9 protein-coding genes are annotated in these 13,621 nt (G+C 62.9%); 4 read left to right on the top strand and 5 right to left on the bottom strand.

What is annotated here, in order from left to right; translation table 11 throughout:
* Nucleotides 1-149: 149 nt before the first annotated feature.
* Together tyrS and VKR55_RS14460 are read left to right on the top strand one after the other, a co-directional pair.
* The gene (gene tyrS, locus VKR55_RS14455) at nt 150-1,403 is read left to right on the top strand and encodes a tyrosine--tRNA ligase (protein ID WP_324404500.1); all 1,254 of its coding nucleotides are present in this window, start codon (nt 150-152) and stop codon (nt 1,401-1,403) included.
* A gap of 55 nt (nt 1,404-1,458) precedes the next feature.
* Nucleotides 1,459-2,706, top strand: a complete 1,248-nt coding sequence (locus VKR55_RS14460) for an MFS transporter (protein WP_324404502.1) — start codon at nt 1,459-1,461, stop codon at nt 2,704-2,706.
* 70 nt (nt 2,707-2,776) lie between these two features.
* Here the strand turns inward: VKR55_RS14460 and VKR55_RS14465 are convergent, their stop codons facing one another.
* Entirely contained in the window at nt 2,777-6,577 is a 3,801-nt protein-coding gene (locus VKR55_RS14465; protein WP_414642373.1) for a YhdP family protein, read from the bottom strand.
* 164 nt (nt 6,578-6,741) lie between these two features.
* On the opposite strand from VKR55_RS14465, the gene VKR55_RS14470 reads away from it, so the two are divergent.
* Entirely contained in the window at nt 6,742-7,449 is a 708-nt protein-coding gene (locus VKR55_RS14470; RefSeq protein ID WP_324404506.1) for a peroxiredoxin, read from the top strand.
* 95 nt (nt 7,450-7,544) lie between these two features.
* Entirely contained in the window at nt 7,545-8,915 is a 1,371-nt protein-coding gene (locus tag VKR55_RS14475) for a peptidoglycan DD-metalloendopeptidase family protein (protein ID WP_324404508.1), read from the top strand.
* A 5-nt stretch (nt 8,916-8,920) separates the two neighbouring features.
* Here VKR55_RS14475 and VKR55_RS14480 read toward each other — a convergent pair whose 3' ends face one another.
* The 4 genes from VKR55_RS14480 to prfB form a co-directional block, all read right to left on the bottom strand.
* A complete protein-coding gene (locus tag VKR55_RS14480; RefSeq protein WP_414642374.1) occupies nt 8,921-10,159 on the bottom strand; it encodes an ABC transporter substrate-binding protein in 1,239 nt (412 codons plus the stop codon).
* A 232-nt stretch (nt 10,160-10,391) separates the two neighbouring features.
* The gene (gene argC, locus VKR55_RS14485) at nt 10,392-11,387 is read right to left on the bottom strand and encodes an N-acetyl-gamma-glutamyl-phosphate reductase (protein ID WP_324404510.1); all 996 of its coding nucleotides are present in this window, start codon (nt 11,385-11,387) and stop codon (nt 10,392-10,394) included.
* A 107-nt stretch (nt 11,388-11,494) separates the two neighbouring features.
* Nucleotides 11,495-12,367 carry an NAD(P)-dependent oxidoreductase gene (locus VKR55_RS14490; protein WP_324404512.1) on the bottom strand — a complete coding sequence of 291 codons (873 nt, stop codon included), beginning with the start codon at nt 12,365-12,367 and terminating at the stop codon, nt 11,495-11,497.
* A gap of 4 nt (nt 12,368-12,371) precedes the next feature.
* Nucleotides 12,372-13,503 (bottom strand): peptide chain release factor 2 gene (gene prfB / locus VKR55_RS14495; RefSeq protein ID WP_324404514.1). Its coding sequence is split into 2 segments (ribosomal slippage): nt 12,372-13,433 and nt 13,435-13,503, totalling 1,131 coding nucleotides; the frame shifts between segments, so codons are not numbered across the junction.
* Nucleotides 13,504-13,621: the final 118 nt, after the last annotated feature.

A 13,621-nucleotide genomic window follows, 5' to 3' on the forward strand; every position in this document is an offset into this window, starting at 1 on the left:
GGGGGGTTCAGCTCACGCGTTCAGCTTGTGCCAAGCATGCACATCTTATAATGCCACACCGCCGGTTAACGCGGCAGTCCATCCAGATTAGGTTCCACCGGCTTGCTTAGCAGTTAACGTAAAACAAGCATGATCAGGTTCTCATAAAAATGACTGCCTTCCAGTCAGATTTCCTCAATGTGTTGCAGGAACGGGGCTTTATCCATCAGGCTTCCGACTTTGAGGGCCTGGATGCGCTTGCTGCCAAGGGTCAGGCTACTGCCTATGTCGGGTACGACTGCACCGCGCCCTCGCTGCATATCGGCAATTTCCTGACCATGATGATGCTGTACTGGCTGCAGCAGAGCGGCAACAAGCCGATCACGCTAATGGGCGGCGGCACCACCATGGTCGGCGACCCCTCTGGCAAGGACGAGACGCGCGCGCTGCGCTCGATCGCGGAAATCGAGGCCAACAAGGCGAGCATCCGCGGCGTGTTCGCAAAGGTCCTCCGCTTTGGCGAGGGCGCGAGCGATGCGATCATGCTCGACAACGCGGAGTGGCTGACCAAGTTGAACTGGATCGAGATGCTGCGCGACGTTGGCAAGCATTTCTCCGTCAACCGCATGCTGACCATGGATTCGGTACGGCTGCGGCTCGAGCGCGAGCAGGAGATGAGCTTCATCGAGTTCAATTACATGGTCTGCCAGGCCTATGATTTCGTCGAGCTCGCCAAGCGCACCGGCTGCCGGCTGCAAATGGGCGGCTCCGATCAGTGGGGCAACATCATCATGGGCGTCGATCTCGGCCGCCGCATGGGCACGGACCAGCTCTTTGCGCTGACGACGCCGCTGCTCACAACGGCTTCCGGCGATAAAATGGGCAAGACTGCCAAAGGTGCGGTTTGGCTGAACGGCGATCAGTTCTCACCCTACGATTTCTGGCAATACTGGCGCAACACCGAGGACGCCGACGTCGGAAAGTTCCTGAAACTGTTCACGACCTTGCCGATGGGTGAGATCGCGAAATTGTCGGCGCTGAAAGGGGCCGAGATCAACGAGGCCAAGAAGGCGCTCGCCGATGCCGCAACCACGCTGCTGCACGGTACCGAGGCCGCGAAGCAGGCCGCGGAGACGGCGCGGCGCACCTTCGAGGAAGGCGCGATCGCGGAAAATCTTCCGACGGTGGAAATTCCGCGCGGCGAACTTGATGCGGGCGCCGGCGTGCTGGCGGCTTTCGTGAAAGCCGGCCTTGTCGCCTCGAATGGCGAAGCGCGGCGCCAGATCAAGGGCGGCGGCTTGCGCGTCAATGACGCGGCCGTCACCGACGAGAAGATGATGTTGTCGAGCGCGAATCTCACGCCCGAAGGAGTGATCAAATTGTCGCTCGGCAAGAAGCGGCACGTGCTGCTCAAGCCTGCATAGGCTGCATTCCCGGAGCGCGCTTGCCCTTTGCCCGCAAAGCGCGCTCCCTCTTTCCATGGATCAGACTTCACCGCGCGAAGAGACGCTCACGCTGCCGCAAAAACCGGCGCGCATTGCCATGGTCGTGCTCGCGCTCTGCTTTGCGCAGGCCGTGCTCGGCCGTGGGCTGAGCGAGAGCTTCACCGTCTTCCTCAAACCCATTTCGGCGAATTTCGGCTGGGATCGTGCGGCCGTGGTCTCGGTCTATTCGCTGACGTGGCTCGCGAGCGGCCTGACGGCTCCGGTGGTCGGCCGCGTGTTCGATCGTTCCGGCCCGCGCGCGGTATATTCGCTTGGAATTTTCCTGCTTGGCGCCGCGTTCCTCATTGCGGCCTATGCGCAACAGCTCTGGCAGCTCCAGTTGAGCATCGGCCTCTGCGTCGGCTTCGGCGCCGCGCTGATCGGCAATGTCCCCAATTCCATCCTGCTCGGCCGCTGGTTCGGGCCGCGGCTGCCGACTGCGATGGCCGTGGTCTATTCAGCCATGGGTGCTGGCGTGCTGATACTGCTGCCGGCATCACAGCTCCTGATCGATCATCTCGGCTGGCGCGGCGCCTATCGGACCTTTGGCGTCATCGTGCTTGCTCTGCTGGTGCCGCTTTCGCTCCTGCCCTGGCGGCGCTTTGCTGCGGGCTCCGCGCATGTGATGAAGAAGGTCGAGAACGATCACGTCGACGAAGGCTGGACGCTTTCGAGCGCGATGCGACACCACGCCTTCTGGGCGTTGTTCTCGACCTTTTTCTTTACGGCGGTCGGCATGTACGCGATCTCGGCGCAGATCGTGGCCTACCTGATCGACGCCGGCTTTCCGCCGCTGCAGGCCGCCACCGCCTGGGGCTTTTCCGGCGTGGTGCTGCTGTTCGGCATGCTGGGGGTGACCTCGCTCGATGGCCTGATCGGCAGACGCCCCTCCGTGCTGATCAGCTACGCCATCTCCATTCTCGGCATCGTCCTGCTCTGGCTGATCCAGTTCTATCCGAACTACTGGCTGCTGACGGCCTTCGTCATCACCTTCGGCAGCATGATCGGGTCGCGCGGCCCCTTGATCACCGCCACCGCCATCAAGTTTTTTCGCGGCAAGCGGGTCGGCACCATCTTCGGCACGATCTCGATCGGCAGCGGGCTCGGATCGGCGCTGGGCTCCTGGAGCGGCGGCCTGCTCCACGACTTCACCCACAGCTATAACCAGCTCATCGTGTTTTCGCTGATCAACGTCGTGCTCGGCATGCTGCCGTTCCTGGTCGTGCCGGCGCTGAGACGCTAGATCGGATTGTGCGACGCTGACGGCGGTCGGTTATCGCGCGCTCCACAGGACCATCGAAAGCAACGCCTGATCAATTGTGTGGCGGCAACTCGACGGGATTGGATTGCTTGCCGGTATTGAATTCGAAGATCTTCCGGAACATGCCGGGCGCCATCGCCGATATCGGATTGACACGCAACACCGGCTGGCCGGGCGAGCCGACCACCTCATAAGTCACGCCGATCAGACCCTCGTTGCTGCCACCGCCGATGATCAATCCAAAAAACGGAATCTGGCCGAACATGTTGTTCAACCCGTACATCGGCACAATGGTGCCGCTCATCCGCACCTTATTGGCATTGTAGTCGATGTTGCCTTCGATCGTGAGCCCGATGGTCGGGCCCTTGACGACACCTTCGCGGATGGAGAGCTGTCCGCTCTGCCGGGTGAATTCCGCGCGCAGCGCCGAGAATGCGATCCCGCTCTGGACGCCGGCCGGACCGCCTGCGGCGGCGCGATCGAGCGCGGCTTCGCCCTTCACCGAGAAATTGGCGATGGTGAGCAGACCGTCCTTGGCGCTCGGCTCCGCGGTCGGCGGCTCCATGGCCAGCATGAGCTGGCCACCCAGCACCTTGGAATAGGTATCGGTGAATCGCAGGAAAGCGCCCGCGTCGTTGGTCTGCAGGATGATGAGGTCGCGACCCTGGCTCGCAGAACGGCCCCTCAGCTCCGCCGTCACCGGCGTGTCGCGCCCGAGCTTGCCATTCAGAGTGAAGGCTTTGATCAAGCCGTTGCGGCGCGACATCTTCAGGTCGACGCTGCGTGCTGCCTCACCGTTGAAGCCCGCGACAGCGCCGAGCTTGAGATCGACATCGAGGTCGACGTTCTTCATCTTGCTCTTGCTGTCGTCCTTTGAGCTGCCCGAAATCGCCGATTTGAGGAAGGAGCGGCCGTCGAACACATCGCCGCGCATGGTCACTTTGACGACGCCGTCCGGGCCGCGCTCGGCCTTTAGCGAGGTCTTGTCGCCTTCCGACGGCGAATAGGTCGGGAAGTTCGCGTTCAGGAGGTCACCGTTCTGGTCGACTTCCAGCGAGCCCTTGATCGAGACGCCGGGACCACCGTCGATCACGATATCCTCGAACCGCGTCGATTGCCCCTTTGGCACCACGTTGAAGGTCGCCTTGCCGGATTTGCCGGGCACCTTGCTCCAGCCCGGCAGGATGTTGTCGAGCCTGAGCTGGGTGAGGTCAGCCTCGATGCCCATCTTGCTGTCGTGGTCGCTGGAGATCTTGCCGATCAGCTTGATCGGGACCGAGCCGGAGACTGCAGAGCCGAGATCGAGCCCGAGCCGCGCGCGGCTCGCATCATCGAGCGTTGCCGACAACCGGACGTCGGCATCGCCGTCGGCCGGCTTGCGGTAATCGAGCGAAGCCGCCTGACCGTTGATCTTCACATCGCCCTTGACCTGGTAGCCCTGGTTGTCGGCAACGATCTTGAGCGTGTTCGCCTCAAGCTTCTGGCCCATGACCAGCTTGTCGGCGGCAAAACCGTTAAGGTCCGCGGTGACGGCGTAGGTGGTGTTTTCCTTGGTCAGTTCGCCCTTGACCGGCATGGCGAGATTGACGATGGCCGAGAACGTTCCCTTGCTGCTGTTGGGATCGATTGGCGTCGCCATCACGTCGCTGAGCCGGTCGGATTCCATGATTTCAGCCGCGGCCGGCACCGAACCCTCGATCTTCAGACGCACCTTCGAGGGCGGCGGCTTCGGGTGAGTATCCGGCACCTCGAAGGAAAAGTCGGAGATCGTGAGCTTGCGGCCGGCGGGCGTATCGGCGATTCCCTGCCCGATTGTCACCGTTGCGGTGCGGCCGGTGACATGCGCCCTTAGATCGGCATCGTGCACCGACGGCAGCCCGTCGACCGGATGCACGGTCACACCGCTGGCGATGATGTTGACCGAAAGGCCGTCGTCGGGGATCGGCGGCCCCTTGCGCGGCAGGTTTTTCACCAGCGTGTTGACCCCGATATCGATGCGCTGAAGCGTGCCGCCTTCGATGCGCTCGATCACCCATTGCCGCACTTCCGGCACGATGAGCGCCGGCCAGATCCGCTTCAGCGCTGAGGCCGACATCGGCGTGCCGGCAAAGCCGAGCTTGATCAGCGGCTCGCCTGAATAATCGATGCTGCCGGTTCCGGCGATGCCGACCTCGCCGTTGCTGATATCGGCCTGCGTGAGCAATACCTGCTTGTGGAGGGTATCGAAGCGAAAACCGATATTGATGCGGTTGAAGATGAGCGGCGGACTGTTGTCGATGTCGGCGAGCACGATGGTGCCGCCGGAAAGGCCGAGCTGCCAGTCGTTGACGTCGTCATTGGGTGGCTCGAGATGCGCCAGCAGCGTGATGCGGTTGGCGCCGGAGATGATTTTCAGCGGCGCGACCAGCACGCGCCGCCCGGCATCCCACGCGACATTGAATTCAGCCGAGTCGATCGCCATGGGATAATCCGGCGTATCGGTGTCGATGATGTTGCCCGCACCCACGACGACTTTGCCCTGGAAATAGGTCGGCAGACCGTCGCGGCCGAGTTCACCCTTGAGCTCGCCGGTAAGCGGCAGGTCGGCGCTATACGTGACATTCTTCAGTCGCAGCGCGAGCAGGATGTTGCTGGTCGAGACATCCTTGGCGCGAATGTCGACGGAGCGCACGCCATTCGCTCGCGGCCCGATGGCAACCCGCAGCGACCACGGCTTGGCGCCGTTCTCACCGAGGCTCAACGCCACGCCGCCGCCGCTCGGCCGGCGAAGGCTGAGATTGATGTTTTCGAATTTCCATTTGTTGCCGCGCTGCTCGTCGTCGACGATCAGATTGCCGTTCTTCAGGCCGATCTCGTTGAGGTTCTGGCCGTCAAGACCGGTGAGGCTGAGGCTGTCGAGCCAATCGAGACCGGCGAGCACTCCGCTTGTCGCCGTACCTGACGACGTAGCGGGAGGCGTAATCGGTAGCGGCGCCACCGGCACGGCCGCAGGTGCGCCCGCACTCGGCTCACCGGGAATGATCGCGCCGCCGGTGGCGCGCTTGGAGGCGACGCCGGTTGCGAGCGGCTTGGTGGTGTCGCCGGCCGAAACGGTGACATAGCCGTCCGGCGTGATCCGGATCGCAAGCTCGGCATCGACCAGATTGAGGCTTTCGGCGCGGAGCCGCCCCATCAACAACGCCATGCCTGAAAGCCGGACCTCGGCTTTTGGCGCGCTCGCAACGATCGCGTGGTCGTGGTCGCGGACGATGATGTCGCGGATGCGGACAGCGATGCGGATTCGGCCTGCCCGCTCGATTTGTGTGCCGCCGACTTCGACGGTGTTGCCGTGACCGATATTCTCCTCGATCGCTGCGGCAAGCCACGGCGTAGCGATGTCGAGATTGATCGGGCCAGCACCAAGGCGCCACCACAGGCCGCCAAAGCAGCCGGTGAAGATCACCGCCAATGCCGCGATGACGACCGCAAGCCGCCTCACCCAACGTTCGCCGGCCATCCATCGCTGCAGGCCCGCCAATTTGTCGCTGATCCGGTGAATCCCGACGCTTGGCCGCGACAAAAGCCGGCGCGCCCGATGGCCTGCGGCCTCTTCGTGCTCATGATCCCAAGCGGCCTCATCCCACCCGGGCGCTTGCGTTCCCCGGCCCGCAGACGCCTGTCGGTATTGTCCCTGCGATTGGGCTTGGGAATGTCCCTGAGAATTTTCTTGGGGTGACGGATTACGGACCATGGCCTCCCGCTGCCGCCGTTCGCCGGCGGGCGGATCGACGCTCTGGCCGCGCCCATCGACAGGGTGGGACCGCTGCTGTCCGGGCATCGATGCCAATCCCTGATTGGTCCTGTTGCTCATCATCTGGCTTTGGAGCTCACTCAACGAGCAGACAGGCGTGTCGAATTCCTTGTAACCATACCCCGCGGCCGTCAGACTTGCCCAGCCGCCGCCGCGAATCCGGCTTGCCGGAAACGACCCGCAATAGCCTTATGATTGATCCGCCGAAAGCGACGAAAGGAAGGCGTATGTCCAAGAAATTGCGCAAGAAATCCCCCAAAACCGGACCCACGCGGACTGTGGCGGCGAAATCGTCGAAAGCGTCCAGGACCCGGCCCGGAAAAACCCGCCGGCCGGCGGTCAAAACATCAGCCGGGAATTCATCGATTCAAACATCGCATATGGCCGCATCGAAACGGTTAAAATCTCCCCCCTCCGCCGCAGCCACAAGGCCGCGCACCAACACAACCTTGCCTGTGGAAAAAAACCACGTTCTCGCCGAAGGCGCCAAAGCGCCACCGTTCCATCTGCCGCGCGATGGCGGCGGCATGATCGCGCTTTCGGATTACGTCGGCAAGAAACTCGTGCTGTTCTTCTATCCGCGCGCCGATACGCCGGGTTGCACCAAAGAGGCGATTGACTTCACCCGCCTCAAAGGCGCATTCGCCGAATCTGGAACCGAGGTACTCGGTATTTCGGCGGACGCGCCTGCCGCGCAGGAGCGCTTTCGCGACAAGCACAAGCTCGGCGTTCCTCTGATTTCTGATGAAAAGCATCAGATGCTCGAGGCGTACGGCGCTTGGGGCGAAAAATCCATGTATGGCAGAACCTTCCTCGGGATTCTTCGCTCGACGGTATTGATTGGCGCCGATGGTCGCGTGGCGCGAATCTGGCGCCATGTCAAAGTCGATGGCCATGCCGATCAAGTGCTGGCGGCGGCTCGGGAGTCTCAGTAAGGACGCCCATTTCCGGAAAATTAACCATGTAAGGGTCAAATCCTCCCGCAATTTTAGCCGTACGGAATTTTGCTCCGACCGGCGCGGGAGTGCCGATGTCGAACCGTTCCGGTCAATATTCCGAGTACGCCCAGCACCACCCCCACGACCATGGCCGGCTCTTTGCACGCAGGGTCATAGCGCACACGCCGGCTCCAGCGGCCGCCGCCTCGATAAGATCGGAGGCCGGCTACACCATCACGCACGCCGGCAAGCAGGTCAGGTTCGGACCTGTGGCATTCTGGATCGTGGTGGGCACGATCACCTGTCTTGGCATGTGGTCGGCGGCGACGGCTACCTATTTTGCCTTTCGCGACGACGTGCTGACCCGCCTGATCGCCCGTCAGGCCGAGATGCAATACGCCTATGAGGATCGTATCGCCGAACTGCGCGCCAAGGTCGACCGCACCACCAGCCGCCAATTGCTGGATCAGGAGCAGTTCGACAAGAAGCTCGATCAGATCATGCGCCGCCAGACAGCGCTTGAAGCACGCGCTACGGCGCTTGGCACCATTCCAGACGTGACCGGTTCCATCCGACCGACCGCGCCTTCCCGTGGCGTCGCGACGTCGGAAACGAACTCGGGAACACCGAAGCCCAAACCGATCAGCGACACCGTGATCTTCGTGGCGCCCCCCGATCGTGAAGCGCGGCTCGAATCGCGCGCGCCAATCCTCAGTGGTCCTCCGCCGAGCCAATTCGCCAAGAACGAGGGCGTCGACAATGCGCTGGTTCGCCTGCAGAATTCTCTGGACCAGGTCGAGAGACGGCAGCTCGCGGCGCTCAACTCCTACGAAGACAGCATGGAATCGCGCGTGCGCCGGATGCGCGGCGTCGTCACCGATCTCGGCCTCAACATGGCGCAGCTCGAAGCCACCACGCCGCGTGTGCCAATGGGCGGGCCTTTCATTCCGGTCAAGCTGCCGGCCAATGCGAGCACCTTCGATCGCGAACTTTATCGCATCAATATCACGCGCGCGCAGGTGGACCGCCTGACCCGCACGCTCGCGCAGGTGCCCTACCGCAAGCCCGTCGTCGGCGAAGTCGAGTTCACCTCGGGCTTTGGCGTGCGCACCGATCCGTTCTTCGGCCGGCCCGCGATGCACACCGGTCTCGATTTCCGCGCCCAAATGGGTGATCCCGTGCGCGCCACAGCGATTGGCAAGGTGGTCAACGCGAGCTGGAGCGGCGGCTATGGCCGCATGGTCGAGATCGATCATGGCAATGGTTTATCGACCCGCTACGGTCATCTTTCGCAGATCGACGTCAAGGTCGGCGATGTGGTGAAGATCGGCCAGGTGATCGGCGAGGTCGGCTCGACCGGCCGCTCCACCGGGCCGCATCTGCATTATGAAACGCGGATCGACGGCGAAGCCGTCGATCCCCAGAAATTCCTGCGCGCCGGCGTGAGGCTGAGCGCCGGCTGATCCAGTTAGTGGGTCATCGTGTGGCCGACTTCGCCAGTGATGACATCGCCGAACAGATGCCAGGCCGCGCCGTCGAACTTCATGAGCTGCATCTGCTCGATCGGGAAGAAGTCGTCCGGGCTGGTGTTGATCTTGATCCCGGGAAGCATCACGGGGCTTGAGAAGTCCTTGAGATTGGCGGCCTGCTTCATGATGTTTTCGCGGGTCAGGTTATCGCCACACTGCTTGAGCACCTGAACCATGGTCTGTGCGACGGCATAGCCATAGACATTGTTGTTGTTCAGTTTGTCGCCGTCTGGATAGTACTTGTCCATGAAGGCTTGCCATTCTTTCACGCCCGCATCATCCTTCCAGGCCGGGTCGGTCGGATCCTTCAGATAGGCCGATGAAATGATGCCCTTGGCGTTATCGAGGCCTGCCGGCTTAAGCACGCCCGCCACCGAAGTCGACACGTTCGCCAGAAAGAAACGCGGATGCCAGCCGAGCTCTCCGACTTTCCGGATCGCTTGGGCCGATCCCTTGGGAGCCGCCCAGGAGAAGAAGGTATCGGCACCTGAATCGTGCAACGCGACGATCTGGGAGTCGACCGAGGGATCGCTCACCTCATAGGATTTGTCGGCAACGATCATCTTGTCGGCCTTGTCGCCGAGGCCGTCACGCAATCCCTTGACTTGATCCCGCCCCGCATCGTCGTTCTGCCAGAACACGGCGATCTTGGCGTCGGGAAAATGGTCGAGGATGTATTTCGCGTAGATGCGTCCCTCGCTCTGGTAGTTGGGCTGCCAGCCCATCGTCCATGGGAAGTTCTTCGGGTCACCCCATTTGGTCGCGCCCGTGGCCACGAAGAGCTGCGGCACTTTCTTCGTGTTCATGTATTTGTGGATCGCCGAATTCGAGGGCGTCCCGAGCGCCTGGAAAATGAACAGCACCTCATCGTTCTCGACCAGCTTGCGCGCCTGTTCGATTGCCTTCGGCGGGCTGTAGGCATCGTCATAGGAGATGAACTTGATCTTGCGGCCGTTGATGCCGCCCTCCGCATTGATCTTGTCGAAATAGGCGGCTTCGGTCTTGCCGATCACGGCATAGGAAGAAGCGGGCCCGCTATAGGGCATGATGTTGCCGATCTTGATCTCGGTATCGCTCGCGCCGACGTCGTATTTCTTCTGGGCATGGGCGTTGGTCGCAAGCATTGCGGCGGCGGCAAACGCCGCAAGTGAAATCAGGCGTGTCGAGGCAGCCAGCATCGTTCTCTCCCCGTCGATTGTTTGTTTTGTTGTGCTTGAAGTCTCGCAAGCCGCGTCCGTGCTGGCAAGCGCTGCCTTCGTCCAACTTTTTCCGCGACGCGAAACGGCATTGTTGCCGCGGGGTTGCGATCGATCTCGCTCTACGTCGTCGAAAGCGGCGAGATGCGCCTGCTCTATCGCAACGCCGCTGATCGACATTCTCGACGAGCCGCTGCGGCCCGCAGCGGCGAGCTCAGCTCGCGGCCGCCTCAAGTCCCTTCACCGACCAGTCGAAGCGCTCGGTGAGGCCGGCGGCCTCATCAAGTCCCAGCATCAGGTTGAGGTTCTGCATGGCGGCGCCCGAGGCGCCCTTGCCGAGATTGTCGAGCAATGCCACCAGCCGCGCCTGCTGCAGCTTGTCGGAGCCGAAGACGTAGAGCTTCATTCGGTTGGTGCCGTTCAGGCTCTCCGGCGCCAGCGTCGTGAGCGAAGCCGCCTCCTCGAGACTTGCGACCTCGACAAAGCGCTCGCCCTCATAGGCCTTCGCCAGCGCCGCGTGCAGATCCCGGAGCTTCGGCGCCGAGGGCAGTGCGTAAAGCGGCAGCGGCACCTCGACGATCATGCCCTGCGCATAGCGGCCGACCGACGGCTCGAAGATCGGCGCATGCTGCAGGCCGCCATGCGCCTTCATCTCGGCGACGTGCTTGTGACCAAGCGAAAGTCCATAAATGCGATAGGGTACCTTGGTGAAGCTCGCGGACGCCTGGTCCTCGAACTCCTCGATCATCCTGCGCCCGCCGCCGGAGTATCCCGAGACGGCATTGACCGAGAGCGGCCAGCTCGCCGGCAGCATCCCGGCGTCCGTCAGCGGCCGCACCAGGCCGATGAAGCCGGTCGGATAGCAGCCGGGATTGGAGACGCGTTTTGCGCTTTTGATCGCGGCGCGTTGCGTCCGCGTCATCTCGGGGAAGCCGTAGGCCCAGCCATCAGCCGTCCGGTAGGCCGTGGAGGCATCGATCACACGCGTCCTGTCGTTCTCGATGAAGCCGACCGCCTCGCGCGCGGCGTCATCCGGCAGGCAGAGAATGACCACATCGGCGCGGTTGATGATCTCCTTGCGCGCCGCAGCCTCCTTCCGCCGCGCGGGATCGATCGAGACGAGCTCGATATCACCGCGGCCCGAAAGCCGCTGCAGGATTTGCAATCCCGTCGTGCCGGCTTCGCCGTCGATGAAGATTTTCGGTGCCATGACGGTACCCTCGTGGCGCTGTCAGGCGCTCTCATACCGGGAGAGCGAGAGCTTAGCCACCCCGTTTTACAGTATTACGGCGTATGTAGGCGCGGTTGCGCTTGGCGCTACCGCTTCGGACGCGAAACAATCTCGATCATCTGGCCTTCGTCACCATCGGGCGCGTGGGCTTTGGCCCTGTCATAGGCCGCCAATGCCGAGCGGCTCACAGGCACGCCGGGCAACAGCGTCTCGGCGAGCCGCACCGCATAGGCAGCGTCCTTGTGGCGCAACGCCGCGGTGAAGGTCGCGCCAGAGAAATCGCGCGCAACCATGCGCGTGGAATGGCGCACCACCTGCGGGCTCGCCACCGCGCCGGTGGAAAGCGCCTCGGCTACCAGGTTCATGTCGAGGCCGGCCTGCTCCGCGATCGCTACGCCCTCGGCGAGGCTTGCGATCTGCACCGCGCCCATGAGGTTGTTGATCAGCTTGAACACCGTGCCGGTGCCGACCGCGCCGAAATGGCGGATCGTCGTGCCAAGCGGCAGGAGAAAAGGCCGCGCTTTCTCGAGATCAGCCGGATCGGCGCCAACCAGGAGGGTCAATTTCCCCGCGGCCGCGGCCTGGGGAAGGCCGGTGACGGGGCAATCGATATAGATCAGCCCGCGCTTGGTGAGCCCCTGCGACATCTCGAGCGCATGGGCGTGGGAGACGGTGGAGCATTCGATCGCCAGCGCACCCGCTTTCATGCCTGTGGCGGCCCCGTCATTGCCGAGCCAGACGCGGCGCGAGGCCTCATCGTCGGCGACCATGGTCACGACCGCATCCGCGCCGGTTGCAGCACCTGCAGGCGAAGTCGCCCAACGCGCGCCGCGCGCGATCAAGTCCTCCGCCTTGGCCTTGCTGCGGTTCCACACTGCGACCGTGAAGCCGGCGTCGAGATAGCGGCCGGCCATGCCGTGGCCCATCTTCCCGAGGCCGATGAATGCAACCTGCGGCATGGCCCTAGTCCACGTCCTCGATCATGTCGGCCGTGGTGCCGAAGGCGCGCTGCGCCAGCGTTGCCGCCATGAACTCATCGAGATCGCCGTCGAGCACGCCTTCGGTGTCGGAAGTCTGCACGCCCGTGCGGAGGTCCTTCACCATCTGATAGGGCTGCAGCACATAAGAGCGAATCTGGTGTCCCCATCCGATATCGGTCTTCGCCGCCTGCTCGGCTGCGGCCTTCTCCTCGCGCTTCTTCAGCTCGATCTCGTAGAGCCGGGCGCGCAGCATGTCCCAGGCTTGCGCCCGGTTCTTGTGCTGGGAGCGGCCGGCCTGGCAGACCACCGCAATGCCGGTCGGGATATGGGTCAGCCGCACCGCTGACTCGGTCTTGTTGACGTGCTGGCCGCCGGCGCCGCCTGAGCGCATGGTGTCGGTGCGCACGTCCGATTCCTTGATCTCGATCTTGATGCTGTCGTCGATGACCGGGAAGATCTGCACCGACGAGAACGAGGTGTGCCGCCGCGCGTTGGAATCGAATGGCGAGATTCGCACGAGGCGATGCACGCCCGCTTCGGTCTTCAGCCAGCCATAGGCATTGTGACCCGAGATCTGGATGGTCGCCGATTTGATGCCGGCCTCTTCGCCCTGGGATTCCTCGAGATACTCGACCTTGAAGCCGTGCTTCTCGGCCCAGCGCGTGTACATCCGAAGCAGCATCTGCGCCCAATCCTGGCTCTCGGTGCCGCCCGCGCCGGCATGGACCTCAAGATAGGAATCGAACTTGTCGGCTTCGCCGGACAAGAGCGCTTCGAGCTCGCGCCGCGCGACCTCGCTTCTGAGGCTCTTCAGCGCCTTTTCGGCGTCGGCCACGACGGCTTCGTCGTTCTCGGCCTCGCCGAGCTCGATCATCCCGACTTGGTCCTCGAGCTCGCGCTCGACCTTGCCGATGCCGGCCAGCGCATCCTCCAGCGAGGTGCGCTCCTGCATCAGCTTCTGAGCCTTTTGGGGATCGTTCCAGAGATTGGGGTCTTCGGCGAGCTTGTTCAGCTCGGCCAGCCGCGCCGTCGATTTCTCGACGTCAAAGATGCCTCCTCAGCAGTCCGACCGACTGCTTGATCTCTTCTACCAACCGTTCGACTTCGGCGCGCATGGTCTTCTCTGGTCTTTCCGGCTTGGATCGCCGGCACAATGTTCAGGACGAAAGTTGATGTAGCGGCACGCCGCGCCAAGCGCAATCGCTCCGCGCGCCCGCCCCGGTGCATTCAACT

The organism is Bradyrhizobium sp., from assembly GCF_035309285.1.
In the GTDB taxonomy this organism is placed as follows: Bacteria; Pseudomonadota; Alphaproteobacteria; order Rhizobiales; family Xanthobacteraceae; genus Bradyrhizobium.

What these genes read in the sequence shown, in the direction of transcription:
- tyrS (WP_324404500.1), top strand. Translation starts at nt 150, where the DNA reads ATGACTGCCTTCCAGTCAGATTTCCTCAATGTGTTGCAGGAACGGGGC.
- VKR55_RS14460 (WP_324404502.1), top strand. Translation starts at nt 1,459, where the DNA reads ATGGATCAGACTTCACCGCGCGAAGAGACGCTCACGCTGCCGCAAAAA.
- VKR55_RS14465 (WP_414642373.1), bottom strand. Translation starts at nt 6,577, where the DNA reads ATGATGAGCAACAGGACCAATCAGGGATTGGCATCGATGCCCGGACAG.
- VKR55_RS14470 (WP_324404506.1), top strand. Translation starts at nt 6,742, where the DNA reads ATGTCCAAGAAATTGCGCAAGAAATCCCCCAAAACCGGACCCACGCGG.
- VKR55_RS14475 (WP_324404508.1), top strand. Translation starts at nt 7,545, where the DNA reads ATGTCGAACCGTTCCGGTCAATATTCCGAGTACGCCCAGCACCACCCC.
- VKR55_RS14480 (WP_414642374.1), bottom strand. Translation starts at nt 10,159, where the DNA reads ATGCTGGCTGCCTCGACACGCCTGATTTCACTTGCGGCGTTTGCCGCC.
- argC (WP_324404510.1), bottom strand. Translation starts at nt 11,387, where the DNA reads ATGGCACCGAAAATCTTCATCGACGGCGAAGCCGGCACGACGGGATTG.
- VKR55_RS14490 (WP_324404512.1), bottom strand. Translation starts at nt 12,367, where the DNA reads ATGCCGCAGGTTGCATTCATCGGCCTCGGGAAGATGGGCCACGGCATG.